Source organism: Butyricicoccus sp. Marseille-Q5471 (assembly GCF_951230135.1).
GTDB lineage: Bacteria > Bacillota > Clostridia > Oscillospirales > Butyricicoccaceae > Agathobaculum.
The window spans coordinates 378,289-395,594 of sequence record NZ_CATNVC010000002.1 but is presented as its reverse complement, the minus strand read 5'-3'; the positions used below and the strand labels follow the sequence as shown (position 1 = coordinate 395,594).

The window sequence follows — 17,306 nt, the reverse complement described above, 5'->3', positions numbered from 1 at the left end:
AACAAATGACGGGAATTCGATGATTTACTCTTCGATTTGCTCCAAAACAAAGGCATAAAGCGCGTTCTTTTTGACGCCTGTCGCGGCGGAAACGGCCTTGACAGCGTCCTTTTGTGTTTGGCCGTCTGCCATGCGCTCGCGCACGGCGGCCGCAGCCGCTTCAAGGCGCTGCTGTTCGTCCTGCTCGGTCGGCACTTCAACGGCGGTGCCCTCGACGGTCAGCACGAATTCACCGCGCGGCGCGGTTTCGGCAAAGTAGGTGATGGCTTCGTCAAGCGTCATGCGCAGCGTTTGCTCGTGCAGCTTGGTCAGCTCGCGCGAGAGCGAGATGCGTCGGTCTCCGCCGAAGGCAGCGGCCAGATCGTCCAGCGTTTGGCGCAGCTTGTGGGGCGCTTCATAGAAAATCATCGTGCGGGTTTCGCCCGAAAGCGCGTCCAGATGCTCGCGCCGCGCCTTTTTGTTGACCGAGAGAAAGCCCTCGAAGCACCAGCGTCCGGTCGGCAGCCCGGAGGCCGCAAGCGCACACACGGCGGCGCAGCATCCCGGCACGGGGATGACCTCGACGTTGTGCTCGGCACACAGGGCGACCAGATCCTCGCCCGGATCGGATACGGCGGGCGTGCCCGCGTCGGTCACGAGCGCACAGCTTTCGCCCGCGAGCAGCTTTTCCAGCACCTGCTCGCCGCGCGCACGGCGGTTGTGCTCATAGTAGGAAATCATCGGCTTTTTGGGCAGACCGCACGCGGTCAGCAGCTTTTGCGTCACGCGCGTGTCCTCAGCGGCGAGAAAATCGACCTCGGTCAGGATGTCCCGCGCACGCGGCGACAAATCGCCCAGATTGCCAATCGGTGTGGCCACCAAATATAAAATTCCATTACTCATTGTAATAATCCCTCGAAAAATTATTTTCCGTATATCATTCGGTATTCATCTGACTCGACGAGCAGCGGCGGCTCAACGGTCAGACCCTCCGCGCTGCCGCCCTTGCGGCACTCGACCAGTACAGCGGAGGGAACGGCCGACGCGTTTTGATGCACAAAGCGCAGCCGTTTGGGCATCAGCCGCACGCGGGAAAGCGCTTCTAGCAGTGCCCACAGCCGCTCCGGACGGAACACCATTGCGCATTTGCCGCCCGTGTGCAGCACATAGGAGGCTGCGACCGCGAGGTCTTCGACGGTACAGTTATCGTCCTGCCGCGCGGTGGAACGCGCCGCGCCAGCGGCGGCCTTGCCCGAACCCGCCGCAAAATAGGGTGGGTTGCAGATGACATAATCCATGCTCCCATGCGGCAGAATTGCGCGCATCTGGCGTAAATCACCCTGTAAGGCGTTGATTTCAACGTCGTTTTCAGCAATGGAGCGTCGGAATAGCTCGAGCGGGCCATCCTGCAATTCCAGTCCTGTGATTTTCAGGTCGGGGCGGTAAAGCAGCAGCGAGAGCGCACCCGTGCCGCAGCCGAGGTCGAGCACTTTGGCATACCGGCGCGGTTTGGAAAAGGCTGAGAGCAGTACACTGTCCTGTCCCAGTTTAAAAAACGCATCGTCCTGCCAAAGCACCAGACCGTTGGGCAGGGTTTCTTTTGTCTGCATGAAAAACTCCTCAAATATCCTGCCGATAGCGTCCCCAGCGGCGTGCACCCATAGTCGTACCGGCGAGCGCAATCACGCAGAAGCCGAGCCAGACCAGAATTGCAGCATTCCATCCCAGATGCTCGGCCACCGCGCCGATTCCGTAGCTTGACACGGCCGAGCCGACATAGGCCAGGCAATTGAGCACACCCGTCACACTGGACGCGCGGCCGATTGTGCCGAAATGAATGGGCAGCAGGTTGATAATCATAATATTTGCGCCGACCATAGCAGTAGAGGCCGCAGTTAGCAGTAACAGCGAGAGCAGTGCACTTTTATCGGACACAAAGAACAAAATGCCGAGCGCGGCGATTGCGAAGATAAAAAAGCCGCCCGCGCCGGTCAGCTCGTTTCGGAGATAGCGTTTGCGCAGCCAGCGGGTGAAAAACACGCCCAGAATGTTCAGGCACGGCAGGATGATTGCCATTGCGACCGAGGCGGATGCACCGAAGTGGAAGCACTCGGTCATGAAGGTGGGCACCCAGGACTGGATGCCGTCCCGCAGCAGACCCTGCGCGACCGCGGCGGCAAGCGCGAAAATCGCGCCCGAAACGAGGAACAGCTTGAAGAGCGAGCCGCCTTGCGCCTCGGTCGGCGGGAGCAGCTCTTCGGTTTCGCCGTGCATGGCGGTCTCGTGCTCATAAAAGCTCATCCGCATCCAGAAAAAGGCGGCGGCAATCAGCATCAGCACTGCGGAGAGAACAAACAACGCCCGCGCATTGGTGCGGTGCAGCAGCAGTGAGGCGGTCAGGTAGACGAGCACCGTTGCAATCGGGTAAGTGGCGGCAGCGTTTGCGCAGGCGCGCACCCGATTGCTCGGCGGCAGCATTTCGGCAAATACGCGTGCGCAGGGCGACCAGATCAGCGCCTGAAACACGCCGTTTACCGCCCAGCAGGCAAGCATCATCGGATAGCTGCCGGCGGCGGCCATGCCGAGGTTCAGAATCGCCGAACCCACCACGCCGACGGTTATCATCTTTTTGGGCGCGATGTGGTCGCCGAGCAGGCCGCTGAGCAACTGGCACACGCCGTAAACAATGAACAGCGCGGTGCCGATGAGACCGGCCTGACTTTTGGTCAGCCCCTCGGTCAAAATAAGCTCGGCCATGACCGAGGTATAGCTCAGCCGGCCGAACAGCGCGACGATGTAGATACCCGCGCACAAAAAGAAAAGCCGGTCGGCAAGCCAGACCGGACAGACTTTTCTTGTCATTTGCCGGCCTTTTCGGCGTAGGCTTGTGCGTGAAGTTTGAGCTTGTCAAAGCTTTCCTCACTGATGACGTGTTCGATGCGGCAGGCGTCCTCCGCGGCGGTTTCGGGGTTGACTCCGAGCGCAATCAGAAACTGCGTGACGACCATATGACGCTCCAGCACCGAGGCCGCGATTTTGTGGCCTTCCTCGGTCAGCGACAGCAGACCGTTCTGGTCGATTGCAACATAGCCGTTATCGCGCAGCAGACCGACCGCGCGGCTGATGCTGGGCTTGGAGAAACCGGTGTAATGCGCCACGTCGATTGAGCGCACCGAGCCTTTTTCTTTTTGAAGCACCAAAATGGCTTCAAGATAGTTTTCAGCGCTCTCCTGAATTTTCATAAAAGGTGCGCCTCCTTTGGGATAATAATACCTTATTCTATCATGCCTTGCCGGATTTGGCAATATACGTGCGCTTGCAACGCGGAGCGCAAAGGGATACAATAGGAAAAGAGCAAAGAACGGAGGAAACACCCATGCTTGCGATTTTATCCCCCGCGAAAAATATGGAAACCGCACCGCGTGCCGATTTGCCGCTCAGTCGGCCGCGCTATCTGGAGCAAACGCGATTGCTCCATGAGAGACTGCGCGTGCTGGCGCCGTATGAATTGGAATCGCTCATGAAAACCAGCGCCGCGCTTGCCCTGCGTGCGGCGGGCGATTTTGCAGAGTGGACAGATGAGGGCGGGGACGCGGCGATTCTCGCGTTCGACGGACTGGCATACAAGCACTTGGATGCGAACTCGTTTTCCGCATCGGAGTTTTTGCGTGCCCAGCAGACACTGCGCACGCTGTCGGCGTTTTACGGCGTGCTGCGCCCGTTGGATGCGATTCGTCCCTATCGCCTTGAATTGGCGCACAAACCGGATGGAGAATCGCTCTACCGATTTTGGGGTGACCGATGGTATCGTGATTTGTATGCGGAAACGGATACCGTGATTAACCTTGCGTCGAGCGAGTACAGCCGCGCGGTGCGGCCCTTTCTGCAGGAGGGCGACCGCTTTGTGACCTGCGAATTTCTGGTGTACAGCAAAGGAAAGCTGCGCTGTCTGCCGGCAATTGCAAAAATGGCACGCGGACGTATGGCACGGTACATCGTGCAGGAGCAGGTGCAGTCACCCGAGCAGCTTGCAGCGTTCGATTGGAATGATTTCTCCTATGAGCAGAGCTTGTCGGACAACCATACGATGACCTTTATCAGCAGGGCGTAAAAAAACGCTGCGGCCAAGCCGCAGCGTTTGCTTTGTTCGGTTTGTGCAGCTTACTGCTGCGGAGGAATCGTGTTTTGCGTCGGCTGAGCAGGCGTCTGCGGCGCGGCGGGCTGCTGGGGCGCGGCGTAGTACGGCTGCGCAGCGGGCGGCTCGGGCGGTGTGGGCAGCGGCCCCATTTTTTCGTTGATTTCACGCATATGTCGGCACAGGCGGAACAGCAAAAGCGTCAGCTCAAAGCAGATGCGTGCGGCGATGTTGCCGCCGACAAAAATCAGAAGCGCCACAAAGAAGTTGGTAAACAGCATGACCACGCTCGTTACGGTCAGCGCGCATATCGTGATGCAGTACAGTAGCTTGATCAGCGGCTCCCCATAGAGCGTGCGGAAAGAGAGCACATCGTGCAGCTTGGCGGCTGTACCCTGATAGTGGTTGGGACGGCGCACAAACAGGCAGTACAACGCGATGCCGCCTGCGATGATGACAAGTGCAGCCAGAACAGGCAGCACCCATGAAAACGGAGAATAATAGACAAAGCCATTGTTGTAATAATAAGAATTAGACATGGGAGCCTCCTGACGCGGTCAAATTATTTGTAATTTTAGTGTAACATATGTGGCCAACCGTTGCAAGTGGAACGAAAATATAGTAACCTTATGACAGAAGCAAGAAACGGAGAACACAATATGAAAATCTTACACACAACACCCGCGCAGGACGGGTTTTATATGCCCGCGGAATTTGCACCGCACGAGGGTTGTCTGATGATTTGGCCGGAGCGTTCGGATTCGTGGCAGTATGGCGCATATGCCGCGCGAAAGGCCTTTCTGACGGTAATCCGTGCGATTGCGAAGAGCGAAAAAATGACCGTGCTGTGCTCGGAAACGCAGTACGACAATGCCCGCGCCCAGCTGCCGGACGAGGTGCGCCTGGTTGTCATGGAAACGGACGACGCATGGGCGCGCGACGTCGGGCCGACGTTCGTTGTCAGCAGAACAGGCGAGCGCCGCGGCATCGACTGGGGCTTTAACGCCTGGGGCGGAGAGGTGGACGGTCTGTATCCGAGCTGGGAGCGTGACAACTGCGTCGCCCGCAAATTCTGCGATCTGCTCGAAAACGACTGCTATGACAAGCGGGATTTCATCTGCGAGGGCGGTTCGATTCACGTGGACGGAGAGGGGACGGCGCTCGTGACCGAGGCCTGTCTGCTGTCCGCAGGACGCAATCCCGACCTGAGCCGCGCGGAAATTGAACAGGTGCTGTGCGATTATCTGGGCGTTTCCAAGGTGATTTGGATTCCCTCCGGCATTTATAACGACGAGACTAACGAGCATGTGGATAACATCTGCTGCTTTACCGCACCGGGCGAGGTCGTATTGGCATGGACGGACGATGAATCTGACCCGCAGTATGCACTTTCGCGCGCAAGCCTTGCCGCACTGGAGGCAGCGGTGGACGCGAAGGGCAGAGCTCTTACCGTGCACAGGCTGCCGCTACCCGCGCCTGTCACCATCACCGCCGAGGAGTGCGAGGGGCTTGATCTGTGTGACGGCGAGCCGACCCGTACGCCGGGCGAGCGTTTGGCTGCGAGCTATGTCAATTTCTACATTGCAAACGGCGCGATTGTCATGCCCGCATTCGGCGACCCGAATGACAAGCCGGCGCAGGATATGCTGCAAATGCTGTTCCCGACGCGCGAAATCATTGCCGTTCCCGCGCGTGATATTTTGATTGGCGGCGGCAACATTCACTGCATCACCCAGCAGATTCCCAAAAGATAAAAAGGAGAGTTTACAGATATGAGCAAGGTTACCGTTGCGGCCGTTCAGATGACCTACGGCCTGAAGCAGGCCATCGAGAAGGTGGAGGAGGCCGCCGCGCAGGGCGCACAGATCATCCTGCTGCCCGAGCTGTTTGAGAACTGGTATTTCTGCCAGGAGCGCAATTACGACAGCTATCATCTGGCCACTACGATGGAGGAAAATCCGGCGATTGCGCGTCTGCGTGAGCTGGCACGGGATTTTCGGGTCGTGCTGCCGGTCAGCTATTATGAGCGCGTCGGCAATACCACATTCAACACGGTTGCCGTAATTGACGCGGACGGCACGGTGCTCGGCCAGTACCGCAAGACCCATATTCCGGACGATCATTTTTATCAGGAAAAGTTCTATTTCACGCCCGGCGACACCGGTTTCCGCGTGTGGGACACGGCGTATGCGAAAATCGGCGTGGGCATCTGCTGGGATCAGTGGTTCCCGGAGGCCGCACGCTGCATGGCGCTGGAGGGGGCGGAGCTGCTGTTCTATCCGACAGCCATCGGCTCTGAGCCGATTCTCGACTGCGACTCTATGCCGCACTGGCGGCGCTGCATGCAGGGGCACGCGGCGGCAAATCTCATGCCGGTCATCGCGGCCAACCGCATCGGCACGGAAACCGTCGTGCCGTCGGAGGCAAACCAAAATCAGTCGTCGTCACTGACATTCTACGGCTCGTCCTTCATCGCGGACGAGACCGGCGCATTGGTCGAGCAGGCCGATCGGGAGAGCGCGGGTGTGCTGACGCATACGTTCGATTTGGACGCGGTACGCGAACTCCGTCAGAGCTGGGGCGTGTTCCGAGATCGCCGTCCCTCTATGTACGGCGCAATTACGCGGCACGGCTAAAATTCTCACGATGAGAAAATGAGAATAAATTATCACCCGAAATTTATCAGATTGAGGTTGACAAAGCGATATTTTGCGCATATACTAGCACCATACTGATAAACCGATGACGAAGACGAGTAGCTGGGGAGCCGAGCCTCCAAGAGAGCCGCGGGTGGTGAGATCGCGGCAGGCAAGACCCGAGTGAATGGACTTTATGCAGGGCAACGCGAAAGGATTTTTCCGAGTAGCCGCGACGGGGACTCCGCCCGTTACAAGGGGAGCGCGCATTGTTTGGATGCGTGACCAAAGCGGGCGCATTTGCGTCAACTTGGGTGGTACCGCAAGAGTGAACACACTCCTGTCCCATGGTTTGGGACAGGAGTTTTTTTATTTGTTTTCAAAAGAGTAATTGACATAAAAAGGAGAGATACTACCATGGCGAAGATTCCGCACAGATTGTATTTGACTGAAGAGCAGATGCCGACGCAGTGGTATAACCTGCGTGCCGATATGAAGGAGCAGCACGATCCGCTGCTCAATCCCGGCACAGGCAAGCCGATGACGGAAGAGGAGCTTTATCCGATTTTCTGCAAGAAGCTGGCACATCAGGAGCTTGATTCGATTGACCGCTATGTCGACATTCCCGAGCCGGTGCAGGATATGTATAAATTATACCGTCCGTCGCCGCTCTGCCGCGCATACAATCTGGAAAAGGCGCTCGGCACGCCCGCGAAGATTTACTATAAGTTCGAGGGCAACAACACTTCGGGCAGCCACAAGCTCAATTCGGCCATCGCTCAGGCGTATTATGCCAAGGAGCAGGGGCTCCGCGGTCTGACGACCGAAACCGGTGCAGGCCAGTGGGGCACGGCTTTGTCCGAAGCCTGCTCGTACTACGGCCTTGATCTGCGGGTGTTCATGGTAAAGGTCTCTTATGAACAGAAGCCCTATCGCAAGGCTGTGATGCAGACCTTCGGCGCGAACGTCACTCCATCACCCTCGCTGACGACCGAAGCCGGCCGCCGCATTCTGGAAGCAAACCCCGGAACCTCCGGCTCGCTCGGCTGCGCGATTTCTGAGGCGGTCGAAATGGCGACTAAGACGGAAGGCTATCGCTATGTGCTCGGCTCGGTGCTCAATCAGGTGCTGCTGCATCAGTCCATCATTGGCTTGGAAAGCAAAAAGGCGATGGAAATGCTCGACGAGTATCCGGATATCGTCATCGGCTGCGCGGGCGGCGGCTCTAATCTGGGCGGCCTGATTTCGCCCTTCATGCAGGATAAGATTCTCGGCAAGGCAGATCCGCGCATCATCGCGGTTGAGCCTGCGTCCTGCCCGTCCTTCACGCGCGGCAAGTATGCTTATGACTTCTGTGATACCGGCCATGTGACGCCGCTTGCGCGCATGTACACGCTTGGCAACGGCTTTATTCCGGCCTCCAACCATGCCGGCGGTCTGCGCTACCACGGCATGAGCCCGATTCTCTCCAAACTGTACCATGATGGCTACATGGAAGCGACATCGGTCAAGCAGACCGATGTGTTCGACGCAGCAGTACAGTTTGCCAAGGTAGAGACCATCCTGCCTGCGCCTGAATCGTCCCATGCCATCCGCTGTGCGATTGACGAAGCACTGAAGTGCAAGGAGTCGGGCGAAGCCAAGACCATCCTGTTCGGCCTGACCGGCACGGGTTACTTTGATATGGCGGCGTACGAAGCATATCTGAACCACAGCATGCAGAATCATGTGCCGACCGACGAAGAGCTGCAGCGTGGATTTGACACACTGCCTGTGCAGCCTGTATAATAGAAGTTACAAAGTGGAAAGGGGAGTGTCCCCATGAGTATGGCAGGAAGTTTTCTGGACACGATTGTTGCGCTCGCAATTCTGCTGTTTGAGTATATGGGCGTTGGTGTCATCATCTTCGCCGGCGTGCAGGGCATTATCAATTATGTCCGCCGCGACCCGCTGACCCGCCTCAAGCTGGCTAAGGGCATGGCGATGGGACTGGAGTTTAAGCTCGGCAGCGAGATTTTGCGCACAGTTGTCGTGCGGGAGTTTTCCGAAATACTCATCGTCGGTGCAATTATTCTGCTGCGCGCAGCGTTGACCTTCCTTATCCACTGGGAAATCAAAACAGAAGAAGCGGCCACTGGTGAACAAATCAGAGAGCCGTAACTGGAAAAAGTCCGAACCGAAAGGCTCGGACTTTTTTGAGGGCAGAGAGGGAATTATATGCCAAAACTTGTGGTATTCGCGCCGTTTGCGGCACGGCATCGGCAACTTATCGAGCAGTCGGCAGCGGGCTTGGAAACGGTGTTTCTGTCCGCCGGATTGTCGGCTGAAACGCAGAAGGCAGCACTTTCGGACGCGGAAATCGTTATCGGGGAGCCGGAATGGGAGGCGGTCGCGGCATCGGATACACTGCGCCTGCTGCAAATGACATGGGCGGGCACGGATAAATATACGCGAACGGGAAAAACCTTTCCCGACGGCATTGCGCTGTGCAACGCATCGGGTGCTTTTGGGCCGATGATGGCAGAGTATGCAGTGCGTCAACTGCGCGCGTTCTATCCGAATTCGTTCAATGGGCAAACCGCGCTGATTCTGGGTGCGGGCGATGTCGGCACGAGGACGGCGGAGCAACTGCATGAGCAGGGCGCAACCTGCATCGGCGTACGGCGTAATACCACGGAAAAAGAACCGTGCTTTGACCGCCTGTGCACGCTGCACGAGGCAGAGGATTGGCTGTGCCGCGTGGATTCCATCGTCTGCTGTCTGCCCAATACACCGGAGACGGTGGGGTGGCTGAACGCGTATCGCATCGGACTGATGCGGCAGGACGCGGTGCTGCTTAACATGGGACGGGGCAACTTCATCGACACAAACGCGCTGACCGAGGCGCTGCAAACCGGTCGGCTGCGCGGCGCGGTGCTTGATGTGACCGAGCCTGAACCGCTGCCGGAAGACCATCCGCTGCGGCAGCTGAGCAACGTGCGGCTTACCCCGCATATCGCGGGCGCAAGCTTCGGCGTATCGGACGATACCGAGGATCGCATCGCCGCGATTTGCTGTGAAAATGTGCGGCGCTATCTGCAAAAAGAACCGCTTCGCAACCGAGTTTTATAAAAACAAAACGTCTCCCATCGTTGGGAGACGTTTTGTTTTTAGCTGAAATAGACCAGCTCTTCGGCAGGCGCTTCGCCGGGCAGCACTTCGATCGCGTGCAGCACCGGACCTTCGCCGCGGTACTCGGGCAGCGCTTCGACGGTAATGGATGCGGTCACGCGCACCCAATCACGGGTCTGTAAATCGTTTGCGCTGTCAAATCGGCATAGAAAACCAAGAAAGCTCACGTCGTCCGCGCAGCAGACCATACCAAAGCGCCCGGGTACGAACGAGCCCTTCGGCACGTTTTCGCCGCGGAACACCATGCCGGTGAAACGCACGGTTTTGCCGGCATACTTGCCGGGGTTGCCCATCGCGTCCACATACCAAAGACCGTAGTCCTTGTCGGCAATGTCAATCACATCCGCTTCAATATCGAAGGGGAGAGGGAGGTTTTTGTTGTAATCCTCCGTATTGCCGTCCACATCATCCAGAAAGATGGTGGCGCGAGGGTTCATCGCATGAATGTTCTTTTCATAGAGAAAATCCTTCAGCTGTTCCGTGCAGCGGTTGAATACGACCAGATCCGCCGTTGTGATATGCTCGAACATCATCGGGCCCATGTTGGCGGAGTACAGCTGAAAGGTCGATGCGTCGACCGTTGTGACAATTTGATACAATTCCCATCGGCCGGGGAAGGCGGAAATTAGGTCGTCCAGACTCCACATGCCGTTGTATTCAACCAGTACGCGGTCGGGGTTGAAGCGCTTTTCGAGCAGCTTGAGCGTGGTGGGGGTCAGGCTCGCCGCATCCTCGACAGGCACGGCAACCGTGTTGCAGTTCAGCAGCTCGTCCTCGCTCAGCTCTTCGATGCCCTCTTCGCACAGGAGGAGCAGTGTGCGCTCGCCCTCGGTGAAGTCGGAATCAGACAGAATTTCGCGGATGAAACGGGTCTTGCCGCTTTCCAGAAACCCTGTGAAAACATATACCGGAATGTTATCCTGCGCCATTTTGATACTCCTTACAGCCCAAACAGGGTCTTGATGTGGTCTTCGTCCAGTTCGGCACCGATGACGCACAGGCGGCCTGTGTAGTCCGCCGCGCCGCGGCGAATTTCGGGTGCGCCGGGCACATAGTCAAAGTGCAGCCACTCGCCGCCGTCCGAACTCTTGACAATGCCCTTGGCGCGCAGCACCATGCCAAGCGAGGGGTCGCCCAGTGCAATCAGTGCACGGTTTAAGTCGGCCTCATCATATGCGTGCGTCGTTTCTGCGCCCCAGGAGGTAAAAACCTCGTCGGCATGATGGTCGTGACCGTGGTCATGGCCGCAGCAGCAGTGTTCGCCATGCTCGTGAGCATGCTCACTGTGGTCGTGTCCGCAGGAACAGTGTTCGCCGTGCTCGTGATGATGTTCATGAGCATGCTCGCCGTGGTCATGACCGCAGGCGCACTGCTCACCGTGTTCGTGATGATGCTCATGGTGATGTTCGTGCTCGTGTCCGCCGCAAGCGCAGTCATCATCGTGCTCGTGCTCACCATGATGATGGCCGCAAGCACACTGCTCGCCGTGCTCGTGGTGATGCGCGTGCGCAATCTCATGCAGCACTTCTTCCACCAGCGACTGGCTGCCTTCCATGACTTCAAGCAACTGCTGACCGCTCAAATCCTTCCACGGCGTGGTCACGATGCGGGCCGATGCATTCAGCGTGCGCAGCAGCTCCAGTGTTTCGTTCAGACGCTTTTCCGGACACTCAGCCGTTCGGCTGAGCAGAATCGCGCCGGCATGCGCAACCTGGTTTTCAAAGAACTCGCCAAAGTTTTTCAGGTACATCTTAGCCTTGAGCGCATCGACGACCGTTACAAAAGAATTGAGCTCCACGTCCAGCTTCGCATTCTGCACCGCAGAAATCACGTCGGACAATTTGCCCACGCCCGAAGGCTCAATCAGGATGCGGTCGGGGTGATAGGTATCGACTACGTCGTGCAGTGCCTGACCGAAATCACCGACCAGTGAGCAGCAGATGCAGCCTGCGTTCATTTCGTTGACAACGATGCCGGCATCCTTCAAAAAGCCGCCGTCGATGCCGATTTCGCCGAACTCGTTTTCAATCAGCACAACCTTTTCGTCCTTCAGTGCGCCGTCCAGCAGGCGCTTAATCAGCGTCGTCTTGCCCGCGCCCAGAAAGCCGGAGATAATATCAATTTTCGTCATATTTTTTCGCCTCGTTTTTATATTTGGTTCTATTATGCCACAACGGCAGGCATCCTTTCGGGTGAAACACAAAATTCGTGCCGCTGCCGGTATAATCCTCTTGCAAAGCGGCAGAAAAACCGCTCTGCAGTTAGTATACCACGATTTGGAGAAAATGAAAAGAAAATTAGTTAGCAAATGCTAATTCGATTTTGTAAAGCGACAGACGAAAGAAAAAGAGCCGCCCGATGGGCGGCTCTTTTTATAAGCGTGGATGTGCGGAGACTTACTCGGCAACCTTGACGTAAACGCCACCGTTGCGGCAGGACTCGGTCGCAGCAGCAGCCATCAGAACCGGACGCAGGCCGTCGATTGCACCAACGGCAACCGGCTTGTCGTTCTGGATTGCGTCAACGAAGGAGATAACCTGCTCGATGAACGCCTGATTGTAGCGCTCGAGGAAGAACCAAACCGGCTTCTCGCTCTTAGCACCGTCAACGGTAACAACGGTGGTGGTGTTCTTCAGGTCGTTGCCGTCAGAAGCCATGCCCTTGGAGCCGAAGGCTTCAACGCGCTGGTCGTAGCCGTAAACAGCCTGACGGGAGTTGTTGATAACCGCGATGCAGCCGTTCGCCATCTTCATGGTAACAACAGCGGTGTCAACGTCCGGAATACCGGACTCAGCCTGCAGGTTGGGGTTAACCAGGCAGGAACCGACAGCGGAAATCTCAACAGCCTCGGAACCGGTTACATAGCGAACCATGTCGAAGTCGTGGATCATCATGTCGTAGAAGATACCGCCGGAAACAGCAACATAGGATGCCGGGGGCGGCTCGGGGTCACGGGAAGAAACGATAACGATGTGGGGATCGCCGATCGTGCCGTCCTTAACGGAGTCAGCCACAGCCTTGTGGTTGTGGTCAAAGCGGCGGTTGAAGCCAACCTGGAACTTAACGCCCTTCTCTTCAACCATTGCCAGCAGTGCCTTGATCTTGTCGATATCATAATCGATCGGCTTCTCGCAGAAGACGTGCTTGCCTGCCTTAACAGCAGCCATAGAAACGTCGCAGTGCGTGTCGGTCGAGGAGCAGACAAATACAACGTCTACTTCCGGATTGTTGACAACGTCCATAAAGTCGGTGGAAACGTTGGTGATCTTGCGCTCAGCCAGCCACTCGCGTGCGCCGGACTTGTCCAGCATCGGATCAGCAGCGGCAACTACCTGCACGCCCGGAACCGAGTTGATCAGATTGTTGATGTGCAGCTTGCCGATACGGCCACAGCCCACAACGCCAATTTTCAAAATACCCATTTTCATTCTCTCCTTTTGAATAAGGTATGTTTATTATAATCCCCGCGCAAAACCGTTGCAAGAGTGGAATCGGGTTTTCGTCGTACCGCCCAATTAATTGCAAAACGATTGGTTAATATGCAAAGAATATGCGGGCGCGAGCACGCGAAAATAGCCGTGCATTGTGCAAATGCAGAAAATGCACAGAGTGTATTGCGAGACACATTCCGTGCATGTGTCTAAAAAGCACGCGAACGCTTGTTTTGGTGGATGGCCTGTGATAGGATTAAAATATGAAAGAATGCTTAAAACGAGAGGATGGGACAGGAAAATGAAGGTAACTGCGCAGTGGATCGCCGATCAATGCGGCGTTTCCCGCGGCACGGTCGACCGCGTGGTCAACGGGCGGGGCAATGTTGCGCCCGAGGTGCGCGAACGCATCCAAAAGGTCATCAGTGAGTGCAGCTACCGCACGCCGGCGCAGAAACAGGCCGAGCGCGCCGGTCGCGGCGCTTACCGCATCGGCTTTATTATGCCGAGCTGGGATGCGTTTTTTATTCGGCGTATGCGTGAGGGTATCCGCACCGCCGTGCAGCATCGTGGTGTAAACGACGCGGTTGTATTGATTGAAGAACTGAAAAACCGATCTAGCCGCGCGTATTTTGAAGCGATTTCCCGGCTGGAAGCGCGGGAGATTGACGGACTGGCAATTGCAGGACCGGACACGATGCAGATGGCGGAGGAGCTCGATCGCCTGATTGCTTCGGGAATCGCAGTCGTCACCTGCAACTCGGATGTGCCGAACAGCCAGCGTCTGTATCATGTGGGACAGGATTTGATTCGTTCGGGTCGGATTGCGGCCGGTCTGCTTGCACCCTATGTCGGAGACGGCGGCGAGGTATTGGTCGTTACGGGCAACCGCGAATTTACCGCACACAGCATGCGCGTGCGCGGCTTTCTCGACCGGCTGCACGAGATGTTCGGCGTGCGCGTGCCGTCAAACGTCATTGAGTGCATTGAGCAGTACGATCTGACCTACGACGGCGTGCTCGAGCAGCTGCGCCGCAACAGCCACATCCGTGGAATTTACATGGCGACGGAGAGCGTCCGCGGCTGCATGGACGCACTGGAACGTGCAAAGCCGGCGAAACACATCCATGTGGTCTGCCATGATGCAACGCCTCATGCGCGGCAGTATCTGGCGGCGGGCCGATTGGATTTTGTAATCGATCAGGACTTTGCCGCACAGGCAACGCGCGCGGTGGAAGTGCTTGCGCACGCCTTGCGGACGGGGGAAACACCCAAGCAGACGATTGAATATATTCATACGAGCATTATCACACGTGAGCTGCTTTAAGCGGCTTTGCGGAGGGAACAGGAAGGACGCATGTTATGAAGAAACGAATGCTGGCGCTGCTTCTGATGGCGGCGATGACCACCGGACTGTGCGCGATGGCAATCGACCCTGCCTATACAGCGGGCGACCCGGAGAAGCAGGACGCGGTGCATGCAGCTGTTTCGGAAGAGGCGCAGGCCGATTCCGGGCAGAGCGGCGGGCTGGAAAGTGCCGCGGCGAAGGCAGAAGAACAGACCGCTGCGGTGCCGCAGACGGCAGCGGGACAGACCGGCGGCATCGTGCGCGTGCAGACGGACAGCGCCGCCCCAGACACGGCTCCGGTCACAACGCCGCAGGGCATTACCTTTTATGGGATTGACAAAACGGTGCGCGCGGGCAGCCTGACCATTCAGGCTAACCAAAAAACGCTTGCCGGACTCAAGGCGACCGACCCGGAGGAGGCCCTGATGTTCCTGCCTAACGTCAGCGATTTGGAGGCTGCGCTGGCGAGCACGCAAAAGCTGCTTGCCGCGGTCGGACAGACCGAGTTCATCGGCGGGGACGATGCGGATGCGGCGGCAAAAAATGAGCTGTTGGTCAGCAGCTTGAAGGTCGGTTTGAATAATACCATCAGTCAGCTGCAAAGCTCGATTGCTTCGGTTAAGAGCAGCAAGGAGAGCATTGAAAAGGCGGTGGATCAGCTTGAGGATCAGATTGCCAGCGCGGAGCGCTCGTTCGGTTATCAGGCTGACATGCTGGTCTACTCGGCGGAGACTACCTACATAACGGTCGCGTCGTTGCGGCAAACGCTGAATGACGTCCAGCGCGGTTTGCAGTCCTTTGACCGCACGATTGAGGAAATGGAAACACGCTATCAGCTGGGGCAGATTTCTCAGCTCAAGCTCGAGCAGGTCAAAAGTCAGCGCGATGCGACACAGAGTCAGCTGCAAACGCTGCTGTTCAACATCCAGAATGCCGAGCAGGGGCTTGCCATGCAGCTCGGCTGGGAGGTCGGCACGCGCGCGACCGTATCCGGACTGGTGCCGGTTTCGGATGCGCAGCTGCGCGGCATGAACTATGAAAACGACCTCAAGCAGGCACGCACAAACAGCTTTACTATCCGGCAGGCAAATGACACACTGCGGCAGGCCAACAACGATTATGAGGACGATGTGACCTCGACACAGCACATGGTCGAGGCGGCTAAGCTGTCCAAACAGCAGGCGGAGCGCACGGTAACACAGAACTTTTTAGGACTGTTTAACACGGTCAATGAAAAGAAACGTCTGGTAGATGTGGCGAATCGTGCGTATGAAACACAGACCAAGACATACAATGCGGCGGTCAAGCAGCATGAGCTCGGCAAACTATCGAAAAATGCCCTGCTTTCGGCGGAAGATGAGCTGAACACTGCAAAATCGGCGATTACATCGGCGGAATATGATCTGTTTCTGGCATATAACCAGTATGATTGGGCCAAGCGCGGCGTTATGGCGTCGTAAACCACAGTTTGGAGGAACACATGAAGACAAAACGCATTTTATCCGTTTTGCTCGCGGCAGCGCTGCTGCTCAGCGCGGGCTGCGGCAAGCAGGACGAGAGCGCGGAAGAGGAGCATGTCTCAGGCACCGCGGTCGAGGTTCAGCAGGTCATTTCGGGCGATATTTCCAGTCAGTCCCGTCTGTCGGGCAAGGTCATCGCCGCGCGAGAAATTTCTATTTTTCCGCCCGTTCCCGCCAAGGTGCTCTCTGTGGGCGTTCAGGTGGGCGACACGGTAACCAACGGACAGACGCTGTTCACCCTCGATAAAAAGGATATTCAAAAGAACTATCAGCCGCTGCTGGATAGCTACAACCGCTCCAAAACGCTCTTTGATGAGCAGATTCGGCAGGCTGAGAAAAACGTTGCCGATACCGAAGCCCTGCTTGCCATCGGCGCTGCATCGCAGGCCGAGCTCGATCAGGCCAAGTTGACGCTGCTGTCGACCAAGACAAACGCCGACTCCACGCTCAGCCAGATTGATGAAAGCATGAAGGATGTTCGCACAACACTGGAGGATACCAACGTCAAATCGACCATGACCGGCGTGGTGACCGCGGTGAGCGTGGTCGCGGGCGGAACGGCATCGCAGTCCGCGCCTGCCGTTGTCATTTCGGAGAGCGCAAAGCCGCAGGTGCTGGTTTCGGTTTCCGAGAGTGTGCAGCCGTACTTAAAGGCCGGAGCCACCGCAATTTGTTCCATTGAGGCCATCGGCAGGAGCGATATTGCCGCGACAATCAGCACGGTTGCGCCCGCGTCCAACCAGCAGACGCAGCTGTACGAGGTACGGCTCGACCTGCCGGAGGGACTGGATGTGCAGATCGGCATGTTTGTAGACGTGACGTTCTTCACCAACAACAAAACCGGTGTAGTGCTCGTGCCGACGGAAGCGGTGCTGACCGACGGCGAGATTGAATACTGCTTCGTTGTGGAAAATGATACGACCGCCAAGCGTGTCGTTGTCACGACCGGCCTGACCTCGGGCGAACAGACCGAGATTACCGGCGGTCTGACAGCGGGAGAAAGCCTGGTGGTTGTCGGACAGAACTATCTGTCGGACGGCGCGGCGGTGCGCATCGTTCAAAACGAGAGCGCGGGGAAGGAGTAAG

The 17,306-nt window shown here is 57.1% G+C and carries 17 protein-coding genes; 9 read left to right on the top strand and 8 right to left on the bottom strand.

The genetic code is table 11. The features are described from left to right. Nucleotides 1–24: 24 nt before the first annotated feature. Genes rsmI through QOX26_RS04425 form a run of 4 tightly spaced genes read right to left on the bottom strand, consistent with a single transcriptional unit; the run spans nt 25 to nt 3,221 of the window. A complete protein-coding gene (rsmI, locus tag QOX26_RS04440; protein ID WP_283673685.1) occupies nt 25–882 on the bottom strand; it encodes a 16S rRNA (cytidine(1402)-2'-O)-methyltransferase in 858 nt (285 codons plus the stop codon). Between the two features lie 20 nt (nt 883–902). Further along, entirely contained in the window at nt 903–1,589 is a 687-nt protein-coding gene (locus tag QOX26_RS04435) for a tRNA1(Val) (adenine(37)-N6)-methyltransferase (RefSeq protein ID WP_283673684.1), read from the bottom strand. A gap of 10 nt (nt 1,590–1,599) precedes the next feature. After that, nucleotides 1,600–2,841: an MFS transporter gene (locus QOX26_RS04430; RefSeq protein WP_283673683.1), complete on the bottom strand. Its 1,242-nt coding sequence runs from the start codon at nt 2,839–2,841 to the stop codon at nt 1,600–1,602. Further along, a complete protein-coding gene (locus tag QOX26_RS04425; RefSeq protein ID WP_283673682.1) occupies nt 2,838–3,221 on the bottom strand; it encodes a metal-dependent transcriptional regulator in 384 nt (127 codons plus the stop codon). The genes QOX26_RS04430 and QOX26_RS04425 overlap by 4 nt, the downstream gene beginning before the upstream one ends. Nucleotides 3,222–3,355: 134 nt before the next feature. On the opposite strand from QOX26_RS04425, the gene QOX26_RS04420 reads away from it, so the two are divergent. Continuing rightward, complete coding sequence (locus QOX26_RS04420; RefSeq protein WP_283673680.1) at nt 3,356–4,090, top strand: YaaA family protein; 735 nt, start codon at nt 3,356–3,358, stop codon at nt 4,088–4,090. A 50-nt stretch (nt 4,091–4,140) separates the two neighbouring features. On the opposite strand, the gene QOX26_RS04415 is transcribed toward QOX26_RS04420, so the two are convergent. Next, nucleotides 4,141–4,653, bottom strand: coding sequence for a hypothetical protein (locus tag QOX26_RS04415; protein WP_283673679.1), 513 nt, complete (start codon nt 4,651–4,653; stop codon nt 4,141–4,143). A gap of 120 nt (nt 4,654–4,773) precedes the next feature. Here QOX26_RS04415 and aguA point away from each other — a divergent pair, with 120 nt between their 5' ends. From aguA to QOX26_RS04390, 5 genes are all read left to right on the top strand, one after another. Further along, the gene (gene aguA, locus QOX26_RS04410; RefSeq protein ID WP_283673678.1) at nt 4,774–5,868 is read left to right on the top strand and encodes an agmatine deiminase; all 1,095 of its coding nucleotides are present in this window, start codon (nt 4,774–4,776) and stop codon (nt 5,866–5,868) included. 18 nt (nt 5,869–5,886) lie between these two features. Further along, nucleotides 5,887–6,750 carry an N-carbamoylputrescine amidase gene (aguB, locus tag QOX26_RS04405; protein ID WP_283673677.1) on the top strand — a complete coding sequence of 288 codons (864 nt, stop codon included), beginning with the start codon at nt 5,887–5,889 and terminating at the stop codon, nt 6,748–6,750. A 417-nt stretch (nt 6,751–7,167) separates the two neighbouring features. After that, nucleotides 7,168–8,538 carry a TrpB-like pyridoxal phosphate-dependent enzyme gene (locus QOX26_RS04400; RefSeq protein WP_283673676.1) on the top strand — a complete coding sequence of 457 codons (1,371 nt, stop codon included), beginning with the start codon at nt 7,168–7,170 and terminating at the stop codon, nt 8,536–8,538. A gap of 33 nt (nt 8,539–8,571) precedes the next feature. Beyond that, complete coding sequence (locus QOX26_RS04395) at nt 8,572–8,910, top strand: DUF1622 domain-containing protein (RefSeq protein ID WP_283673675.1); 339 nt, start codon at nt 8,572–8,574, stop codon at nt 8,908–8,910. Between the two features lie 57 nt (nt 8,911–8,967). Continuing rightward, nucleotides 8,968–9,861 (top strand): D-2-hydroxyacid dehydrogenase, encoded by an 894-nt coding sequence (locus tag QOX26_RS04390; protein ID WP_283673673.1) that lies wholly within the window; start codon nt 8,968–8,970, stop codon nt 9,859–9,861. A 38-nt stretch (nt 9,862–9,899) separates the two neighbouring features. Here QOX26_RS04390 and QOX26_RS04385 read toward each other — a convergent pair whose 3' ends face one another. The 3 genes from QOX26_RS04385 to iolG all read right to left on the bottom strand — a co-directional run bounded on the left by QOX26_RS04385 (nt 9,900) and on the right by iolG (nt 13,337). Next, on the bottom strand, nt 9,900–10,850 hold the full coding sequence (locus QOX26_RS04385) for a TIGR03943 family putative permease subunit (RefSeq protein WP_283673672.1): 951 nt from the start codon (nt 10,848–10,850) through the stop codon (nt 9,900–9,902). An 11-nt stretch (nt 10,851–10,861) separates the two neighbouring features. Next, nucleotides 10,862–12,052 carry a CobW family GTP-binding protein gene (locus tag QOX26_RS04380; RefSeq protein WP_283673671.1) on the bottom strand — a complete coding sequence of 397 codons (1,191 nt, stop codon included), beginning with the start codon at nt 12,050–12,052 and terminating at the stop codon, nt 10,862–10,864. A 265-nt stretch (nt 12,053–12,317) separates the two neighbouring features. Continuing rightward, nucleotides 12,318–13,337, bottom strand: a complete 1,020-nt coding sequence (iolG, locus tag QOX26_RS04375; RefSeq protein WP_442870207.1) for an inositol 2-dehydrogenase — start codon at nt 13,335–13,337, stop codon at nt 12,318–12,320. A 316-nt stretch (nt 13,338–13,653) separates the two neighbouring features. On the opposite strand from iolG, the gene QOX26_RS04370 reads away from it, so the two are divergent. From QOX26_RS04370 to QOX26_RS04360, 3 genes are read left to right on the top strand one after another with little or no spacing between them, the layout of a single operon-like run. Then, nucleotides 13,654–14,679: a LacI family DNA-binding transcriptional regulator gene (locus tag QOX26_RS04370; protein ID WP_283673667.1), complete on the top strand. Its 1,026-nt coding sequence runs from the start codon at nt 13,654–13,656 to the stop codon at nt 14,677–14,679. 35 nt (nt 14,680–14,714) lie between these two features. After that, on the top strand, nt 14,715–16,160 hold the full coding sequence (locus tag QOX26_RS04365) for a TolC family protein (RefSeq protein ID WP_283673666.1): 1,446 nt from the start codon (nt 14,715–14,717) through the stop codon (nt 16,158–16,160). A 20-nt stretch (nt 16,161–16,180) separates the two neighbouring features. Beyond that, nucleotides 16,181–17,305: an efflux RND transporter periplasmic adaptor subunit gene (locus QOX26_RS04360; RefSeq protein WP_283673665.1), complete on the top strand. Its 1,125-nt coding sequence runs from the start codon at nt 16,181–16,183 to the stop codon at nt 17,303–17,305. Nucleotide 17,306: the final 1 nt, after the last annotated feature.

Bases quoted from the DNA above. Each gene is read 5' to 3' on its own strand.
- QOX26_RS04365 (WP_283673666.1), top strand. From the start codon at position 14,715: ATGAAGAAACGAATGCTGGCGCTGCTTCTGATGGCGGCGATGACCACC.
- QOX26_RS04360 (WP_283673665.1), top strand. From the start codon at position 16,181: ATGAAGACAAAACGCATTTTATCCGTTTTGCTCGCGGCAGCGCTGCTG.
- QOX26_RS04425 (WP_283673682.1), bottom strand. From the start codon at position 3,221: ATGAAAATTCAGGAGAGCGCTGAAAACTATCTTGAAGCCATTTTGGTG.
- QOX26_RS04370 (WP_283673667.1), top strand. From the start codon at position 13,654: ATGAAGGTAACTGCGCAGTGGATCGCCGATCAATGCGGCGTTTCCCGC.
- QOX26_RS04400 (WP_283673676.1), top strand. From the start codon at position 7,168: ATGGCGAAGATTCCGCACAGATTGTATTTGACTGAAGAGCAGATGCCG.
- QOX26_RS04430 (WP_283673683.1), bottom strand. From the start codon at position 2,841: ATGACAAGAAAAGTCTGTCCGGTCTGGCTTGCCGACCGGCTTTTCTTT.
- QOX26_RS04435 (WP_283673684.1), bottom strand. From the start codon at position 1,589: ATGCAGACAAAAGAAACCCTGCCCAACGGTCTGGTGCTTTGGCAGGAC.
- rsmI (WP_283673685.1), bottom strand. From the start codon at position 882: ATGAGTAATGGAATTTTATATTTGGTGGCCACACCGATTGGCAATCTG.
- QOX26_RS04390 (WP_283673673.1), top strand. From the start codon at position 8,968: ATGCCAAAACTTGTGGTATTCGCGCCGTTTGCGGCACGGCATCGGCAA.
- QOX26_RS04415 (WP_283673679.1), bottom strand. From the start codon at position 4,653: ATGTCTAATTCTTATTATTACAACAATGGCTTTGTCTATTATTCTCCG.
- aguB (WP_283673677.1), top strand. From the start codon at position 5,887: ATGAGCAAGGTTACCGTTGCGGCCGTTCAGATGACCTACGGCCTGAAG.
- QOX26_RS04385 (WP_283673672.1), bottom strand. From the start codon at position 10,850: ATGGCGCAGGATAACATTCCGGTATATGTTTTCACAGGGTTTCTGGAA.
- aguA (WP_283673678.1), top strand. From the start codon at position 4,774: ATGAAAATCTTACACACAACACCCGCGCAGGACGGGTTTTATATGCCC.
- QOX26_RS04420 (WP_283673680.1), top strand. From the start codon at position 3,356: ATGCTTGCGATTTTATCCCCCGCGAAAAATATGGAAACCGCACCGCGT.
- QOX26_RS04395 (WP_283673675.1), top strand. From the start codon at position 8,572: ATGAGTATGGCAGGAAGTTTTCTGGACACGATTGTTGCGCTCGCAATT.
- QOX26_RS04380 (WP_283673671.1), bottom strand. From the start codon at position 12,052: ATGACGAAAATTGATATTATCTCCGGCTTTCTGGGCGCGGGCAAGACG.